16 protein-coding genes are annotated in these 15141 nt (G+C 70.5%); 4 read left to right on the top strand and 12 right to left on the bottom strand.

The window, feature by feature from the left end; all coding sequences use genetic code 11:
* Together HEQ75_RS17745 and HEQ75_RS17740 are read left to right on the top strand one after the other, a co-directional pair.
* Nucleotides 1–874 (top strand): divergent polysaccharide deacetylase family protein (locus HEQ75_RS17745; RefSeq protein WP_168033104.1); only part of this gene is annotated, 874 nt, incomplete at its 5' end.
* 17 nt (nt 875–891) lie between these two features.
* Nucleotides 892–1374, top strand: a complete 483-nt coding sequence (locus tag HEQ75_RS17740) for an RNA pyrophosphohydrolase (protein ID WP_168033102.1) — start codon at nt 892–894, stop codon at nt 1372–1374.
* A 12-nt stretch (nt 1375–1386) separates the two neighbouring features.
* Here the strand turns inward: HEQ75_RS17740 and HEQ75_RS17735 are convergent, their stop codons facing one another.
* The 7 genes from HEQ75_RS17735 to atpH all read right to left on the bottom strand — a co-directional run bounded on the left by HEQ75_RS17735 (nt 1387) and on the right by atpH (nt 8541).
* Entirely contained in the window at nt 1387–2520 is a 1134-nt protein-coding gene (locus HEQ75_RS17735; protein WP_235961885.1) for an endo-1,4-beta-xylanase, read from the bottom strand.
* Between the two features lie 2 nt (nt 2521–2522).
* Entirely contained in the window at nt 2523–3380 is an 858-nt protein-coding gene (locus tag HEQ75_RS17730) for a ferritin-like domain-containing protein (protein WP_168033100.1), read from the bottom strand.
* A 158-nt stretch (nt 3381–3538) separates the two neighbouring features.
* Entirely contained in the window at nt 3539–3949 is a 411-nt protein-coding gene (atpC, locus tag HEQ75_RS17725; protein WP_168033098.1) for an ATP synthase F1 subunit epsilon, read from the bottom strand.
* 105 nt (nt 3950–4054) lie between these two features.
* Nucleotides 4055–5485, bottom strand: a complete 1431-nt coding sequence (gene atpD / locus HEQ75_RS17720) for a F0F1 ATP synthase subunit beta (RefSeq protein WP_168033096.1) — start codon at nt 5483–5485, stop codon at nt 4055–4057.
* Between the two features lie 16 nt (nt 5486–5501).
* Nucleotides 5502–6386, bottom strand: a complete 885-nt coding sequence (locus HEQ75_RS17715; protein ID WP_168033094.1) for a F0F1 ATP synthase subunit gamma — start codon at nt 6384–6386, stop codon at nt 5502–5504.
* A gap of 11 nt (nt 6387–6397) precedes the next feature.
* Complete coding sequence (gene atpA, locus HEQ75_RS17710; RefSeq protein WP_168033092.1) at nt 6398–7936, bottom strand: F0F1 ATP synthase subunit alpha; 1539 nt, start codon at nt 7934–7936, stop codon at nt 6398–6400.
* Nucleotides 7936–8541 (bottom strand): ATP synthase F1 subunit delta, encoded by a 606-nt coding sequence (gene atpH / locus HEQ75_RS17705; RefSeq protein ID WP_209318628.1) that lies wholly within the window; start codon nt 8539–8541, stop codon nt 7936–7938. Before atpH ends, atpA begins: the two co-directional genes overlap by 1 nt.
* A gap of 191 nt (nt 8542–8732) precedes the next feature.
* On the opposite strand from atpH, the gene HEQ75_RS17700 reads away from it, so the two are divergent.
* Nucleotides 8733–9923 carry an MFS transporter gene (locus HEQ75_RS17700; RefSeq protein WP_168033090.1) on the top strand — a complete coding sequence of 397 codons (1191 nt, stop codon included), beginning with the start codon at nt 8733–8735 and terminating at the stop codon, nt 9921–9923.
* Between the two features lie 41 nt (nt 9924–9964).
* Here the strand turns inward: HEQ75_RS17700 and HEQ75_RS17695 are convergent, their stop codons facing one another.
* From HEQ75_RS17695 to hisC, 4 genes are read right to left on the bottom strand one after another with little or no spacing between them, the layout of a single operon-like run.
* Nucleotides 9965–10270: a hypothetical protein gene (locus tag HEQ75_RS17695; RefSeq protein WP_168033088.1), complete on the bottom strand. Its 306-nt coding sequence runs from the start codon at nt 10268–10270 to the stop codon at nt 9965–9967.
* On the bottom strand, nt 10237–10422 hold the full coding sequence (locus HEQ75_RS17690; RefSeq protein ID WP_168033086.1) for a hypothetical protein: 186 nt from the start codon (nt 10420–10422) through the stop codon (nt 10237–10239). Before HEQ75_RS17690 ends, HEQ75_RS17695 begins: the two co-directional genes overlap by 34 nt.
* A gap of 35 nt (nt 10423–10457) precedes the next feature.
* Nucleotides 10458–11345, bottom strand: a complete 888-nt coding sequence (locus tag HEQ75_RS17685) for a prephenate/arogenate dehydrogenase family protein (protein WP_168033084.1) — start codon at nt 11343–11345, stop codon at nt 10458–10460.
* On the bottom strand, nt 11338–12423 hold the full coding sequence (hisC, locus tag HEQ75_RS17680; protein ID WP_168033082.1) for a histidinol-phosphate transaminase: 1086 nt from the start codon (nt 12421–12423) through the stop codon (nt 11338–11340). Before hisC ends, HEQ75_RS17685 begins: the two co-directional genes overlap by 8 nt.
* A 189-nt stretch (nt 12424–12612) precedes the next feature.
* Here hisC and metX point away from each other — a divergent pair, with 189 nt between their 5' ends.
* Nucleotides 12613–13746: a homoserine O-acetyltransferase MetX gene (gene metX, locus HEQ75_RS17675; protein WP_168033080.1), complete on the top strand. Its 1134-nt coding sequence runs from the start codon at nt 12613–12615 to the stop codon at nt 13744–13746.
* Nucleotides 13747–13870: 124 nt separating this feature from the next.
* Here the strand turns inward: metX and HEQ75_RS17670 are convergent, their stop codons facing one another.
* On the bottom strand, nt 13871–14902 hold the full coding sequence (locus HEQ75_RS17670; RefSeq protein ID WP_168033078.1) for an acyltransferase family protein: 1032 nt from the start codon (nt 14900–14902) through the stop codon (nt 13871–13873).
* Nucleotides 14903–15141 lie beyond the last annotated feature (239 nt).

Genomic DNA, 15141 nt, shown 5'->3' with positions numbered 1-15141 from the left:
CCCCGCGCCGCCGCCGCTCGACCCCGCCGGTGCGCCGCGCGCCGCGGCCGCGGCGCCGCAGATCGCGGCGCCGGACCCGGCGCTGCTGGAGCGCGGACGGCATGGCATGGTGCCGCGCGTGGGGCCGGATGGCCGCACCTCGATCCGCGCCTATGCCCGCCCCTTCGACCGGGATGGTGAAAGGCGGCCGCGCATCGGCATCGTCGTCGGCAATATGGGCCTGTTCGCCCAGCATTCGGAGGATGCGATCCGCCGCCTGCCCGGCGCCGTCAGCCTCGCCTTCAGCCCCTATGCGCTGCGACCGGAACCGCTGCTTGACCGCGCCCGCGCGCGGGGGATGGAAATCCTGGTGGCGCTGCCGCTGGAACCGGCCGGCTTCGGCCAGAACGCGGACCCCGGCGACCGCGCCCTGCTGACCGGCCTGCCGGTGGAGGAAAACCTGGAACGGCTGGACTGGGTGCTGTCCCGCATCCAGGGCCAGGTGGGCGCGATCGGCGCGCTGGGCCGACTGCGCGGGGAGCGCTTCGCGGAGAGCACGGACCTGCTCGGCACCATCCAGGCGGCGCTGACCACGCGCGGCCTGCTCTATGTCGACCCGCGCCCCGGCGCCCCCACCCCGGCCCGCGCCTTCGGCCGCACCGTCGACCTGATCCTGGACGAACCCTCCGAAACCCGGCTGGAGGTGGAGCGCCGGCTGGCGGAGCTGGAGGCGCTGGCCCGGCGCAACAACAGCGCCCTCGGCCTGGCCGGCAACCCCGTGCCCTCCATCATCGCCGCCATCCTGGCCTGGAGCGCGGGGCTGGAGGAGCGCGGCGTGGTGCTGGCCCCGGTCAGCGTGCTGCTGCGCCGCCCCGGCTCGCAGGCGGCGCGCTGAGCCGCTACAAGCCGGGCATGAGCCCGTTGCCCTATCGCGCCAATGTCGGCGCCGTGCTGTTCAACCAGGCCGGCCGCGTGCTGGTCGCCCGCCGCGCCGACATGCCCAATGCGGAAGGGGCGGCCGGTGGCTGGCAGCTGCCCCAGGGCGGCGTCGACCCCGGCGAGGATCTGCGCCGCGCCGTGCTGCGCGAACTGGCGGAGGAGGTCGGCACCACCCGCGCCGAGATCCTGGAGGAACACCCGGATTGGCTGAGCTACGATTTTCCGCCGGAACTGCAGGCCATGCGCATCGCGCAGAAATACCGCGGCCAGCGGCAGAAATGGTTTGCCCTGCGCTTCACCGGCACCGATGCCGACATCCGCCTGGACGCCGATCCGCACCCGGAATTCGACGCCTGGCGCTGGGCCGCGCTGGCGGAGCTGCCGGGCCTGGCGGTGTCCTTCAAGCGCGACATCTACGCCGAGCTGGCCCGCGCCTTCGCCCGCTACGCCGGCTGAACTCCGGCTGGCCTACCCGACGCCCTGGCCCAGATAGGCGCGCGCCAGGGCGCGCCACATCTGCTTGCGGTTCAGTTCCCAATCATAGGGCAGGCCGCGATGCACATCGCCGGGGTCCAGCGCCACGGCCTGCTCCCGGTACAGCCAGGACCAGCGGTCGCTGATGCCCCAGGTCAGCAGGGTGCGCGCCCCGCCCTCGAAGGCGGCGGAGGCGAAGGCGTGCACGCGCAGCGCCACCTGCGAATCGCGCGCCGGGAAGTCGCCGGAGGGCGGCCGCACCTCCCGCACATCCAGCTCCGTGATCAGCACCTGCAGGTCCAGCGCGCGGATCTGGCGGACAAAATCACGGAACACCTCGGCCCGGAAGGGCTCGCGCATCTGCAGGTGGCCCTGGATGCCGACGGCATCCAGCGGCACGTTGCGTGCCCGCAGCCCGCGCAGCAGGCGCAGCAGGCGTTGCCGCTTCTCCTCGGCCGGCGGGGTGTCGGCCTCCACGCCATAATCGTTCAGGGTCAGGCGCAGGGTCGGGTCGCGCTGGCGCGCGGCGCGCAGCGCGATGGCCACGTAGTCCGGCCCCAGCGCCCGCAGCCAGGGCGTGTCCCGCAGGTCGCCGCTGTTGCCGGCGGGCTCCGGCACATCGGAGCCGGGCGGGTTGGCGACCGGCTCGTTCACCACGTCCCAGTCGCGGATGCGCAGGCGCGTATGCGCCAGCACATGGTCGAAATGCCGCTCCAGCACGCCCATGGCGCGCGTTCGGCCCTCGGCCAGCGCGGCGCGGGTCCAGCCCGGCAGCGCGTCGTGCCAGACCAGCGCGTGGCCGCGCACCGGCTTGCGGAAATGCTCCGCCCAGCGCAGCAGCGCATCCAGCGGTGCCGTGTCGAAGCGGCCTTCCTCCGGCTGCAGGGCGGCGAATTTGGCCTCGTATTCCGGCACCAGCAGGCCGGCTTCCTGCGCCACCAGGGCGGCGAATTGCGGTTCCTCCTCCAGCAGCTTCGCGGTGACCGCGCAGCCATAGGTCAGGCCGCGGCCAGCGGCGATCTCGGCCAGCGGGCGATCGGGGGCGGAGGCGGGGGTGAAGCTGTTCTGCGCCCGGGCGGTGCCGGCAGCCAGCAGCAGCGGGCCGAGCGCCCGGCGGGTGAGGCGCAAGGTCAGGCCGCCAGGGCGGGCTGTGCCGCCGGGCGGGGGCTGCGGGTGATCCGCGCTTCGTAACGCTTGCGGCGCCAGCTCAGCAGGCGCCAGGCGCCGCGCGCCGCCAGGGCGGCAAGCCGTCCGCGGGGTTCCAGCCCGACCGACTTGAAGACCATGCCCATGCCCCGCTCGATGTGCCGGTAGCGATAGTAGCGCATCGCGCGGCCCATGTAGCCGGCGATGCAGCGATCATGGTCGTAGGGGATGCCCGCCGCCTCATTGCCGCAATGGAAGGCGAAGGCGAGTTCGTCATCCTCGCTTTCGCCGATGCGCCCGGCGGCGACGCGCAGCCGCCTGGCGAAGGAGAGATTCTCCCGCGCCAGGTAGCGCTTCATGTGGTCGTAGAACAGCTTGAAGTGCCGGTACTCATCGGCCGCGATCAGCCGGCAGACCTGCTTCAGCACCGGCTCCTCGGTCGCCTCGCCGAGTGCCGTGTAGTAGCTGCTGGTCCCGGTCTCCACCATGCAGCGGGCGATCAGCTCTCCGGTGCGGGACCCGCGGATGGAGGCATCGGCCTTCACGTCGATCTTGAAGCCTTCGCGATAGCGTCGAAAGGCCGCGTCGAAATCCCAGGCCGGGTCGGCCAGCATCGCCCAGCGGCCGAGCGCGTCGCCGTGCTGCACCTCCTCCTCCGCCCAATGGGCGGCGGCCTGGTGGAAGTCGGGATCGTCATGGAAGACGGACTGCAGATAGAGGGCGTAGTCGTCGCCATTGCGCTCGACCATCGCCGCCGCCTTGACCAGCGGGACAATGTCCGGGTCGAGGCGGGCGGGATCGAAGCCGTCCCAGCCAACCTGATCGATACCCCAGTGTTTCATCCTTGATCATGCCGGTCCGCCGCCGCGTCCCGGTCCCCCTTCCCCTGGTGCAGCAGACCCCGACGCCCATACGCCGCCTAGGGCAACGCGCGAGCGCGGTTAATGTTCTGCGGCACTGCCCCGGTTTCAAGCGGGACACTACAAAGGGTTGCGCGGCGTCAGGCGGCTTCGGCGGCCTGCACCATGGCGCGGGCGGACAGCAGGCGGGCCATGGTGACATCGCGCTTTTCGGGCGTGTCCATGGCGGCGGCAGTGTAGGCGGCCTCGGCGTCCCGCACCCGGGTCTCGGCGGCGGCGCGGGAGAGTTGGGCGACGGGCGTCGCCTCATCCGCCAGCACCGTGCAGCGCCCCGGCGTCACCTCGGCGAAGCCGCCGGCGACGAACAGACGTTCCGTGACTTGGCCGCCCTCGGTCACCGCGATGATGCCGCCGCGCAGCGCCACGATCATCGGCGCGTGGCCCGGCAGCACGCCCATCTCACCCTCGGCGGCAGGCAGCACCGCCATCTCCACCGCGCGGCTGAGCAGCAGCTTCTGGGGGGAGACGAGTTCGAACTGGAAGGTGGCCATGTGCTACCCCATCAAATCCAACAAAGGCGGCCCGCAGGGCGCGGGCCGCGGCCGCGGATGCAGCCCGTCGCCAGAGGGCAGGAAGCTGCCGCCCGCGGCTGCCGCTTACGCGGCGGCCTTGAGCGTCTCGGCCTTCTTCACGGCTTCCTCGATGGTGCCCACCATGTAGAAGGCGGCTTCCGGCAGGTGGTCGTACTCGCCGGCGCAGATCGCGCCGAAGGAACGCACCGTGTCCTCCAGCTTCACGAACACACCCGGCGTGCCGGTGAAGACCTCGGCCACATGGAAGGGCTGCGAGAGGAAGCGCTGCAGCTTGCGGGCGCGGGCCACGATCAGCTTGTCCTCCTCGGACAGCTCATCCATGCCCAGGATGGCGATGATGTCCTGCAGCGACTTGTAGGTCTGCAGGATGCGCTGCACTTCGCGCGCCACCCGGTAATGCTCCTCGCCCACGATCCGCGGATCGAGCCCGCGGGAGGTGCTGTCCAGCGGGTCCACCGCCGGGAAGATGCCGAGCTCGGCGATGGATCGGTTCAGCACCGTGGTGGCGTCGAGGTGGGCGAAGGAGGTGGCCGGTGCCGGGTCGGTCAGGTCGTCCGCCGGCACGTAGATGGCCTGCACCGAGGTGATGGAGCCCTTCTTCGTGGAGGTGATGCGTTCCTGCAGCGCGCCCATGTCGGTGGCCAGCGTCGGCTGGTAGCCCACGGCGGAGGGGATGCGGCCGAGCAGCGCCGACACCTCGGCGCCGGCCTGGGTGAAGCGGAAGATGTTGTCGATGAAGAACAGCACGTCCTGGCCCTGCTCGTCGCGGAAATACTCCGCCATCGAGAGGCCGGACAGCGCGACGCGCGCGCGCGCGCCCGGCGGCTCGTTCATCTGGCCATAGACCAGCGCCACCTTGGAGCCTTCGGTGGAGCCGTTCTCGCCCAGCTTGATCACGCCCGCATCGATCATCTCGTGATACAGGTCGTTGCCCTCGCGCGTGCGCTCGCCCACCCCGGCGAAGACCGACACGCCGCCATGGCCCTTGGCGATGTTGTTGATCAGTTCCTGGATGGTCACGGTCTTGCCGACGCCGGCGCCGCCGAACAGGCCGATCTTGCCGCCCTTCAGATAGGGGGCCAGCAGGTCCACCACCTTGATGCCCGTCACCAGGATCTCGGCGGAGGTCGCCTGTTCCTCGAAGGCCGGCGCGGCGCGGTGGATGGTGTAGGATTTCTGCGCGCCCACCGGGCCGCGCTCGTCGATCGGCTCGCCGATCACGTTCAGGATGCGGCCCAGCGTCTCCGGCCCGACGGGCACCGAGATGCCGGCGCCGGTGTCCACCACCTCGGCCCCACGCACCAGGCCGTCCGTCGTGTCCATCGCGATGGTGCGCACGGTGCGCTCGCCCAGGTGCTGCGCCACTTCCAGCACCAGCGTCCGGTCGTCGATCTTCACGGTCAGCGCGTTCATGATTTCGGGCAGTTCCGCCGGGAACTGCACGTCCACGACGGCGCCCAGCACCTGCGAAACCTTGCCGACGTTGTTCTTCATGGGTGCTTGTCCCTAATCAGACGGCTTCGGCACCGGAGATGATCTCGATCAGCTCCCGGGTGATGTTGGCCTGTCGCGTGCGGTTGTAGTTCAGCGTGAGCTTGTTGATCATCTCGCCGGCATTGCGCGTGGCGTTGTCCATCGCGGTCATCTGGCTGCCGAAGAAGCCGGCGGCGTTTTCCAGCATGGCGCGGTAGACCTGAATCGCCAAGTTCTGCGGCAGCAGCGTGGCGAGGATTTCCTCCTCGCTCGGCTCGTATTCATACAGCGCCTGCGCCCCGGAAGGGGCCACCGCGCCGGTCTCAGGCAGCAGCGTCGGGATCAGCTGCTGGGCGGAGGGCACCTGGCTGATGACGCTGCGGAAACGGTTGTAGACCAGCGTGCAGACATCGAACTCGCCGGCATCCAGCATGGCGGTGATGCGCGCCGCGATCTCCTGCGCATCGCCGAATTCGACGCGCTTCTTGCCGGCCAGCGAGATCTCGCCGCTGATGCGGCTGGCGAATTCGCGCTTCAGGAAGGCGGCGCCCTTGCGGCCCACCGCCAGCACCTTCACGGTCTTGCCGGCGGCTTCCAGCTCCCGGATCCGGGCGCGGGCAAGGCGGCCGACATTGGTGTTGAAGGCGCCGGCCAGGCCACGGTCGCCGGTGACGACCACCAGCAGATGCACCTTGTCCTGCCCGCTGCCCACCAGCAGCTTCGGCGCATCCGGGCTGCCGGCGACGGAGGCGCCGAGCGAAGCCAGCATGCGCTCCATGCGCTCCGCATAGGGACGCGCGGCCTCGGCCTGGTTCTGGGCGCGGCGCAGCTTCGCCGCCGCGACCATCTTCATGGCCTGGGTGATCTTGCGGGTGCTCTTCACGGAAGTGATCCGTGCCCGCAGCGCCTTGAGGCTGGCCATCGCGCGTCAGCTCAGCCGAAGGACTTGGCGAAGCTGTCGAGGAAGGCGACGAGCTTGGCCTCCGTCTCCTTCTTGATCTCGCGGTCGGTGCGGATCGCCATCATGATCTCAGGCGCCTGCGCCTTCAGGCCTGACAGCAGCTGCCGCTCGAACTCGCCGACCTTGTTCAGCTCGATCTTGTCGAGATAGCCGCGGGTGCCGGCGAAGATCGCGACAACCTGCTCCTCGACCGGCACCGGCTTGTACTGCGGCTGCTTCAGCAGCTCCGTCAGCCGCGCGCCACGGGCCAGCAGGGCCTGTGTGGTGGCATCGAGGTCGGAGGCGAACTGCGCGAAGGCCGCCATCTCGCGGTACTGCGCCAGGTCCAGCTTGATCTTGCCGGCCACCTGCTTCATCGCCTTGATCTGCGCGGAGGAACCCACGCGGGAGACGCTGAGGCCGACGTTCACGGCGGGGCGGATGCCCTTGAAGAACAGTTCCGTCTCCAGGAAGATCTGCCCGTCCGTGATCGAGATCACATTGGTCGGGATATAGGCGGAGACGTCGCCGGCCTGCGTCTCGATGACCGGCAGCGCGGTCAGGGAGCCGGCGCCGAAATCGTCGTTCATCTTCGCCGCGCGCTCCAGCAGGCGGCTGTGCAGATAGAACACGTCGCCCGGATAGGCTTCGCGGCCCGGCGGCCGGCGCAGCAGCAGCGACATCTGGCGATAGGCGACGGCCTGCTTGGAGAGGTCATCGTAGAAGATGACCGCGTGCATGGCGTTGTCGCGGAAATACTCGCCCAGGGTGCAGCCGGTGTAGGGCGCCAGGAACTGCATCGGCGCCGGGTCGGAAGCCGTGGCGGCAACGATGATGGAGTATTCCAGAGCGCCGTTTTCTTCCAGCGTCTTCACCAGCTGCGCCACGGTGGAGCGCTTCTGGCCGATGGCGACGTAGATGCAGTAAAGCTTCTTGGACTCATCAGCACCAGCGGTGTCGTTCACCGTCTTCTGGTTGATGATGGTGTCCAGGATCACCGCGGTCTTGCCGGTCTGGCGGTCGCCGATGATCAGCTCGCGCTGGCCACGGCCGATCGGGATCAGGGCGTCGATCGCCTTGATGCCGGTCTGCATCGGCTCATGCACCGACTTGCGCGGGATGATGCCGGGGGCCTTCACCTCGACGCGCATGCGCTTCTCGATGGCGATCGGGCCCTTGCCGTCGATCGGGTTACCCAGCGCGTCGACGACGCGGCCGAGGAAGCCCTTGCCGACGCCGACGTCCACGATCTCCCCGGTGCGGGAGACGGTGTCGCCTTCCTTCACCCGGCGGTCATCGCCGAAGATCACGACGCCGACATTGTCGGTCTCGAGGTTCAGCGCCATGCCCTTGATGCCGGCGGAGGGGAACTCCACCAGCTCGCCAGCCATGACGTTCTGCAGCCCGAAGACGCGCGCGATGCCGTCGCCGACGGTCAGGACGGTGCCGACTTCGGCGACATTGGCTTCAGCGTCGAAACCGGAGATCTGCTGCTTGAGGATCTCCGAGATTTCGGCAGGACGGATCTCCATCAGGCGGCCCCCTTCATGGCGTACTGCAGGCGCTGCAGCTTGGACTTGAGAGAATTGTCATACAGGCGCGAGCCGATGCGGACGACCAGGCCACCCAGCAGGGTGGGGTCCACGGTCTCCTTCAACTGCACGCCGGAATAGCCGGCCTCGGTCAGCCGCGCGACGATCTGCGTGCGCTGCGTGTCGTTCAGGCCGTGGGCGGTGGTGACGGCGGCGATCTGCTGGCCGCGCCGGGTCGCCAGCTGCGCGCCGAAGGCGGCGGCCACTTCCGGCAGCAGGCCCAGGCGGCGGTTGATGATCATCACGCCCAGCAGGTTGCGCACTTCCGTGCCGATGCCGATGCGCTCCAGCACCGCAAAGACGGCGCGCTTCTGCTCCGCGCCATCCAGCCTCGGATCGGCGACGAAGGCGCGGAACCCCGCATCCTCGCGCCAGAGCCGGAACAGGCGCTCCAGATCGGCGGCGATGCGGTCCGCGGCGCCGGATTCGGCCGCACGCAGGTCATCGACGATGCCGAGCAGCGCGAGCGCATAGCGCTCCGACAGCCCGGTGGGGTTCGGGGCCTGGGGTGAGGCCGAGGTCACATCGTTCGCTACGGAGGCCAAGGGGATCCCGGTCCTGTCTCTGGTCGGAGCGTGAACTTACGGCACGCGGGTCCGGGGGGCAGAGGTGACCGCCCCCTTTATGCGGCGGCGGCGCCTTAGCATGCGTATTGCGTTGCGGCAACACATCTCCGCCGTCCGTGACGGGCGCGGGCCTGTTCCCAGGCCGGCCGCGCCGGGCCAGGATCGCGCCCATGACGGCGGAATTCCATGGCTGGCGGGTGGTGGGGGCGGCCTTCCTGCTGGCGGTCTTCGCCTGGGGAATCGGCTTCTACGGCCCGGGAATCTACATCGCGACCCTGGCCGCCGGCCGCGGCTGGCCGGTGGCGCTGCTGTCTGCCGCCATCACCTGGCATTTCCTGGTCTCCGCCGCGCTGGTGGCGCAACTGCCGGAATGGCATCGGCGCTGGGGCATCGCGGGGGTGACGCGGGCCGGGCTGCTGGCTTCCGCCGCCGGGCTGCTCACCTGGGGGTTCGGCCATCAGCCCTGGCTGGCCTTTGGCGCCGCCAGCCTCACCGGGATGGGCTGGGCGCTGACCAGCGGGGCGGCGATCAATGCCATGCTCTCCCCCTGGTTCGAGCGCCGGCGGCCGGCGGCGCTGGCCATGGCCTATAACGGCGCCAGCATGGGCGGCATCCTGATGACGCCGCTCTGGGCCTGGCTGATCGCCGGCTGGGGCTTCGGCACCGCCACGCTGGTGGTGGCGGCGCTGCTGCTGGCCGTGGTCTGGCCCCTGGCCGGGCGGCTGGGGCGGGGGCCGGAGACCTTCGGGCAATTCGCCGATGGCGCCGCGGCGCCGCCGCCTTCCCGTGCCGAGGCCCCGGCCCGCGGCCGCGCGGCGCTGCTGCGGGATGCCGGCTTCCGCAGCCTGTGCCTGGCCTTCGCCATCGGCCTGTTCGCGCAGATGGGGCTGGTGACGCATCTGGTGTCGCTGCTGGTGCCGGCGCTGGGGGTGCAGGGGGCGGGGCTGGCCATGGCGATGGTGACGGTCTTCGCCCTGCTCGGCCGCAGCCTGACCGGCCTGGTGCTGCCGGGCGGGCGGCGCCGGCGCTGGGCGGCGGCGGCGACCTTCCTGGTGCAACTGGCCGGCTCCGCCGCGCTGATCGCGGCTGATGGCGGGGTGGCGCTGCTGCTGCTGGGCTGCGCGCTGTTCGGCGTGGGGGTGGGCAACCTGCTCTCCCTGCCGCCGCTGATCGCCCAGGCGGAGTTCCCGGCGGCGGAGGTCGGGCGGGTGGTGGCGCTGATGCAGGCGATCAACCAGGCCTTCTACGCCTTTGCCCCGGCGCTTTTCGGCCTGTTCCGCGAAGCGGCCTCGGCCGAGGCGGCGCTGTGGGCGACGCTGGCGCTGCAGGGGCTGGCGGCGGTGCTGGTCCTCAGGCGGTGAGGCGTGGCCTGGCGCCGGCACGCTGGACCCTCCGAGGCGCCTCAGCCTTCCCGGAGCCGGGCCACCAGGGCTGCGGCGCCAAAGCGGGCGTCCTTCAGCTCGGCCAGGCCAACCACGGCGCCCTCCGGAAGCTCCCGCGCCTGGCCCGGCATCTCCAGCCCCTGCACCGATGCCAGCGCGTCGGCGTGGATGGCGCGGAAGTCCAGGTATTGCGCCATGCCCGGCTCGATGCGGTCCCGTGCATCCGCCGGGAGGGCGGCACATGCCTGCATCCAGTGCGGCACGCTGTCCGCATCGGGCCAGCCGACCCCGTTCAGGGCGTGCTGGATGGCGTTGCGCAACAGCACCGGACCGACTTCGGCTCGCTGCGGCCCAGCGCCTCGATCAGATGGTGCCAATCAAGGTCGTCCACCCGCTCCCTGGCCGCGAGGCGCCGCAGGCGGTCGGCCTGCTGGCGCGACCGGCCCAGGAAGTCGGTGTGGTCAAGCCGATCGGACATGGCCCAAAGGGTATCCGGCGATCCCTTGCCCGATGCTACGCCTGCTTGCGCTCGATCAGCCCCTTGCGGATCTTCCGGCCACGCTGGATGCGGTCCTCGATGAAGCCGGCCTCGCCCCAGCGCACGGCGCGGCCGAGCGCCTGGGCGTCCTCGGTGAAGCGGGCCAGCATCTCCAGCAGCGCCTCCCGGTTGTTCAGGAAGACGTCGCGCCACATGGTCGGGTCGCTGGCGGCGATGCGGGTGAAGTCGCGGAAGCCGGAGGCGGCGAATTTCAGCACCGCCTCCTTCGTCTCCTCCGCCAGGTCGTCGGCGGTGGAGCAGATGGTGAAGGCCAGCAGATGCGGCAGGTGGCTGACGATGGCCACCACCTTGTCATGCGTCGCCGGGTCCATCGTCTCGATCATGCTGCCGCAGCGGCGCCACAGCTCCCGCACCGCCTCCACCGCCGCGGGGTCGGTCCCGGGCAGCGGGGTCAGGATGGTGTAGCGGCCCTGGAACAGCTCCGGGAACCCGGCATCGGGGCCGGAGAATTCGGTGCCGGCCATGGGATGGCCCGGCACCAGGTGCACCCCCTTCGGCAGCAGCGGGCCGAGGTCGCGCACCACGCTCATCTTCGTGGAGCCGACATCGGTGACGATGGCGCCCGGCTTCAGATGCGGCGCGACCTGCGCCATCACCGCCGCATTGGCGCCCACCGGCACGCAGAACACCACGCAATCCGCGCCTTCGACCGCCCTCGCCGCATCCGCCTCCACCACATCGGCGATGTCGAGCTCCCGCACCCGTTCCAGGGTGGAGGGCGTCTTGGCGTGCGCCACCACGGTGCCGGCGATGTCGCCGCGCTGGCGGGCGATGCGGGCGATGGAGGACCCGATCAGGCCCACGCCCAGCAGGCAGAGCCGGCCGAAAAGCGGCTCAGCCATTGCGGGCGAACGCGGTCAGCGCCTCGATCACCATCTGGCATTCCTCGGCGGTGCCGATGGTGATGCGCAGGCAGGCGGGCAGGCCATAGCCGCCCATGGCGCGCACGATCAGCCCGCGGCCGCGCAGATGCGCATCGGCCGCCTTCGCCCGGTCCGCCGCGCCGAAGTCGACGAGAAGAAAATTGCCCTCGCTCGGCCACACCTTCAGCCCGGCGGCTTCCAGCGCCGCCGCCACCTTGCCGCGCCATGCGGTGTTGTGGGCGACGGAGGCCTCGATCCAGCCCGGCTCCGCCAGGGCGGCGATGCCGGCGGCCATGGCCGAGGCATTCACATTGAATGGCCCGCGCACCCGGCCCAGCACATCGACGATCGGCGCCGGCGCATAGGCCCAGCCCAGCCGCATGCCGCCCAGGCCGAAGATCTTGCTGAAGGTGCGCGTCATCACCGTGTTCGGCGTGGCGTCCACCAGGCGCTGGCCGGGGTCGTAATCCGGCCGGGTGACGTATTCCGCATAGGCGGAATCCAGCACCAGCAGCACGTCCTCCCGCAGGTCGCGGCGCAGCCGGTCCACCTCCGCCTGCGGCAGGATGCTGCCGGTGGGGTTGTTCGGGTTGGCCAGGAACATCAGCCGGGTGCGCGGGCCGACAGCCGCCAGCAGCCCGTCCACATCCGCGGTCAGGTTCCGCTCCGGTACCTTGATGACCTGGCAGCCGGCCCAGCGGCCGGTCAGCTCGTACATCATGAAGCCATGGGCGGACATCACCAGCTCCGTCCCCTCCCCGCCATAGGCCAGGATCAGCATGGCCAGCAGCTCGTCCGAGCCGTTGCCGCAGACGATCCGCGCCGGGTCCAGGCCGAAGCGCGCGCCGATCGCCTCGCGCAGCGCCGTGGCGCCGCCATCCGGGTAGCGATGCGCCTCCTTCGCCCCGGCCGCGATGGCGGCGATGGCGCCGGGCGGCGGGCCGAAGGCGCCCTCGTTGGAGGACAGCTTGAAGATGCGGTTCACCCCCGGCACCTTCGATTCGCCGCCGACATAGGGCTCCACCGAAAGGATGGACGGGCGCGGCATGACGGTCATCGGGATGGGTCCGCTGGCTGGGGTGGGGCGGGTTGCATAGACGGGTGCGGCGGTGCCGCCAAGCAGCCAGGGGCCACGCAGCCATGGGGCAGGCAGCCGGAGCCGGATGACCGGACCAGCCACACGCCCCGGTTGCCGAAGGGGGGCGCCGGCCCTATTGCTGGCGCCGCGCAACCCGCCATGGGACCCATGACCGAGGCCCTCGCCCGCACGATCGATCACCAGCGCGCCCGCTTCCCGGAAGGGCTCGCGTTGGATTCCGGGGCGGTGATCGCGCCGCTCGCGGTGGCCTACCGCACCTATGGCCGGCTGAACGCCCAGCGCAGCAATGCCATCGTGGTGTGCCACGCGCTGACCGGCGACCAGTATGTGGCCGAGCCCCACCCCGTCACCGGCAAGCCCGGCTGGTGGGAAGCCGTGGTCGGCCCGGGCCGCCCGGTGGACACGGACCGTTTCTTCGTGATCTGCGCCAATGTCCTCGGCGGCTGCATGGGCTCCTCCGGCCCGGCGGAGCCCATGCCGGATGGCAGCCGGCCCTGGGCCACGGATTTTCCCTCCATCACCATTCGCGACATGGTGCGGGCGCAGAAGCTGCTGGTGGAGCATCTGGGCATCGGGCGCCTGCTGGCGGTGGTCGGCGGCTCGATGGGCGGGATGCAGGTGCTGGAATGGGCGGCGACCTATCCGGAGATGGTGGTGGCGGCCGCCCCCATCGCCTGCGCCGCCTACCATTCGGCGCAGAACATCGCCTTCCACGAGGTCGGCCGCGCCGCCATCCATGGCGACCCGGACTGGGTCGGCGGCCGCTACTGGCAGGATGGCCGCATCCCGGCCAAGGGCCTGTCGGTGGCGCGCATGGTGGCGCACATCACCTACCTCTCCGAGGCCGCGTTGGGCCGCAAGTTCGGCCGCCGCCTGCGCGGCGCCAGCGCGCTGACCTTCCTCGAGGATGTGTTCGAGGTGGAAAGCTACCTGCGCCATCAGGGCAGCACCTTCGTCCGCCGCTTCGACGCCAATTCCTACCTGACCATCACCCGCGCCATGGATTATTTCGACCTGGCGGCGGAGCATGGCGGGGAGGTGGCGAACGCCTTCCGCGGCACCAGTACCCGCTTCCTGGTGGCCAGCTTCAGCAGCGACTGGCTGTTCCCCACCGAGGAATCCCGCGCCCTGGTGCGGGCCCTGAACGCGGCGGCGGCCAATACCTCCTTCGTGGAGATCGCCACCGACAAGGGCCACGACGCCTTCCTGCTGGACGAGCCGGTATTCCACCGCGCGCTCGGCGGTTTCCTGCGCGGCGCGGCCGAGCGCGTGGGGGTCTGAGCCAGGGCAAACCGCGTTCTTCTGGAGCACCTTCAAGCCTTGCGGCTTCGCAAGGCCACTCGAAAAATGCGTCGAAACGATAAGCTGGAGCCGTTTCACCGTCTTCGCTTGCGGTGAAACGGCCCTAGCCCGCCACCGCGCGGGGCGCCGGGCCGCGCGCGCCCAGCAGCCGGTGGAAGGGGTCGCCCAGGTGGCGGCTGGCCAGGCGGTGCAGCGCCACCAGCAGCGCCACCGTGGCGAAAGGCGCCACCGCCCAGAACAGCGGATAGGGCAGCCCGCCGGCCAGGTGCCGCCAGGCCATCCAGGCCACCAGCAGCACCACGCTGTGCGCCAGGAAGATGAAGAAGCTGTAGCGGCCCATCCCCGCCAGCCAGCGGCCCGTCCGTGTGCCGTCCAGCAGGCTGGCCGCGGGCCAGACCAGGAAGGGCGCGGCCAGGCCGAGCCAGGTGGTGTTCTCCACCCTTCCGGCGACCATCGCCGCGGCGGCCAGCAGGAAGGCCAGCAGCGCCGGCCAGGCGAAGCGGTCCAGCGCATGCAGGTTCCACCCCCGCAGCGCCGCCATGCCGCCGACATAGAAGGCCACCAGCATCTCCGTCCGCAGCAGCAGCGGCCCGCCCAGGTCGTACAGCATGATGAGAAGGGCCGCCGCCAGCCCCGGCAGCGCGGCATGGCGGAGGCACCAGCCCAGCAGCGGCGCCGCCAGCGCCAGCACCATCAGGTCGCGCAGGAAATACAGCGGGAAGTTCAGCGGCGCGGCGCTGAAGGCGAAGGCCGCATCCAGCATGGTGGCGGCATCGAGGGGCACCAGCTGGTAGGAAATGGCGAAATCCCCGCCCGACTGCAGCAGGAAGGCCAGCGCCACCAGCGGCAGGTTGAAGGCCAGGAAGGGCACCACCAGTGTCTTCAGCTTCTTCCGCAACAGCGCCCCGTACCGCCGGTCCAGCCCCGCGCGGAACAGCAGGTAGCCGGAGATCACCGTCAGCACCGGGACGGAACAGCGGAACACCGCGCTCTGGAAAAAGGCCTTCAGCTGGTCGAAGGCGCCCGGCCCGATTTCCGCGATCGGCACATGCGGGGGCACATGCAACACCACCACGCCGAAGATCATGATGAAGCGGAGGATGGAGATGCGGATCTCCGCTTCATTTCTTTGCATGCCACGCGATTCCCTGACGCCGGGGTTGAGACGAGGGGCCGTGGCCCGACCGAAGTCTCATCCGCAAGCCCCGGCTGTCCAGGCAAGAAGCCGCGACCGGGTCTTCAGGGGAAGCGCCGATTGTCCGGGCGCAGGTCCATGGGATGGATGGTGCCGGGGCGCCACGCGGCGCGCGGCGCCTTGGCCCGGTGGCAAACGCCCTGTCTCCATCGAAGCATCACGGCACTGACCCGCGCCTG

The organism is Falsiroseomonas selenitidurans (assembly GCF_012103215.1).
GTDB classification, from domain to species: domain Bacteria; phylum Pseudomonadota; class Alphaproteobacteria; order Acetobacterales; family Acetobacteraceae; genus Falsiroseomonas; species Falsiroseomonas selenitidurans.
This window is presented reverse-complemented; position numbering and strand designations above follow the sequence as displayed.

Bases quoted from the DNA above. Each gene is read 5' to 3' on its own strand.
- HEQ75_RS17740 (WP_168033102.1), top strand. From the start codon at position 892: ATGAGCCCGTTGCCCTATCGCGCCAATGTCGGCGCCGTGCTGTTCAAC.
- HEQ75_RS17730 (WP_168033100.1), bottom strand. From the start codon at position 3,380: ATGAAACACTGGGGTATCGATCAGGTTGGCTGGGACGGCTTCGATCCC.
- atpC (WP_168033098.1), bottom strand. From the start codon at position 3,949: ATGGCCACCTTCCAGTTCGAACTCGTCTCCCCCCAGAAGCTGCTGCTC.
- atpD (WP_168033096.1), bottom strand. From the start codon at position 5,485: ATGAAGAACAACGTCGGCAAGGTTTCGCAGGTGCTGGGCGCCGTCGTG.
- HEQ75_RS17715 (WP_168033094.1), bottom strand. From the start codon at position 6,386: ATGGCCAGCCTCAAGGCGCTGCGGGCACGGATCACTTCCGTGAAGAGC.
- atpA (WP_168033092.1), bottom strand. From the start codon at position 7,936: ATGGAGATCCGTCCTGCCGAAATCTCGGAGATCCTCAAGCAGCAGATC.
- HEQ75_RS17700 (WP_168033090.1), top strand. From the start codon at position 8,733: ATGACGGCGGAATTCCATGGCTGGCGGGTGGTGGGGGCGGCCTTCCTG.
- HEQ75_RS17690 (WP_168033086.1), bottom strand. From the start codon at position 10,422: ATGTCCGATCGGCTTGACCACACCGACTTCCTGGGCCGGTCGCGCCAG.
- HEQ75_RS17685 (WP_168033084.1), bottom strand. From the start codon at position 11,345: ATGGCTGAGCCGCTTTTCGGCCGGCTCTGCCTGCTGGGCGTGGGCCTG.
- hisC (WP_168033082.1), bottom strand. From the start codon at position 12,423: ATGACCGTCATGCCGCGCCCGTCCATCCTTTCGGTGGAGCCCTATGTC.
- metX (WP_168033080.1), top strand. From the start codon at position 12,613: ATGACCGAGGCCCTCGCCCGCACGATCGATCACCAGCGCGCCCGCTTC.
- HEQ75_RS17670 (WP_168033078.1), bottom strand. From the start codon at position 14,902: ATGCAAAGAAATGAAGCGGAGATCCGCATCTCCATCCTCCGCTTCATC.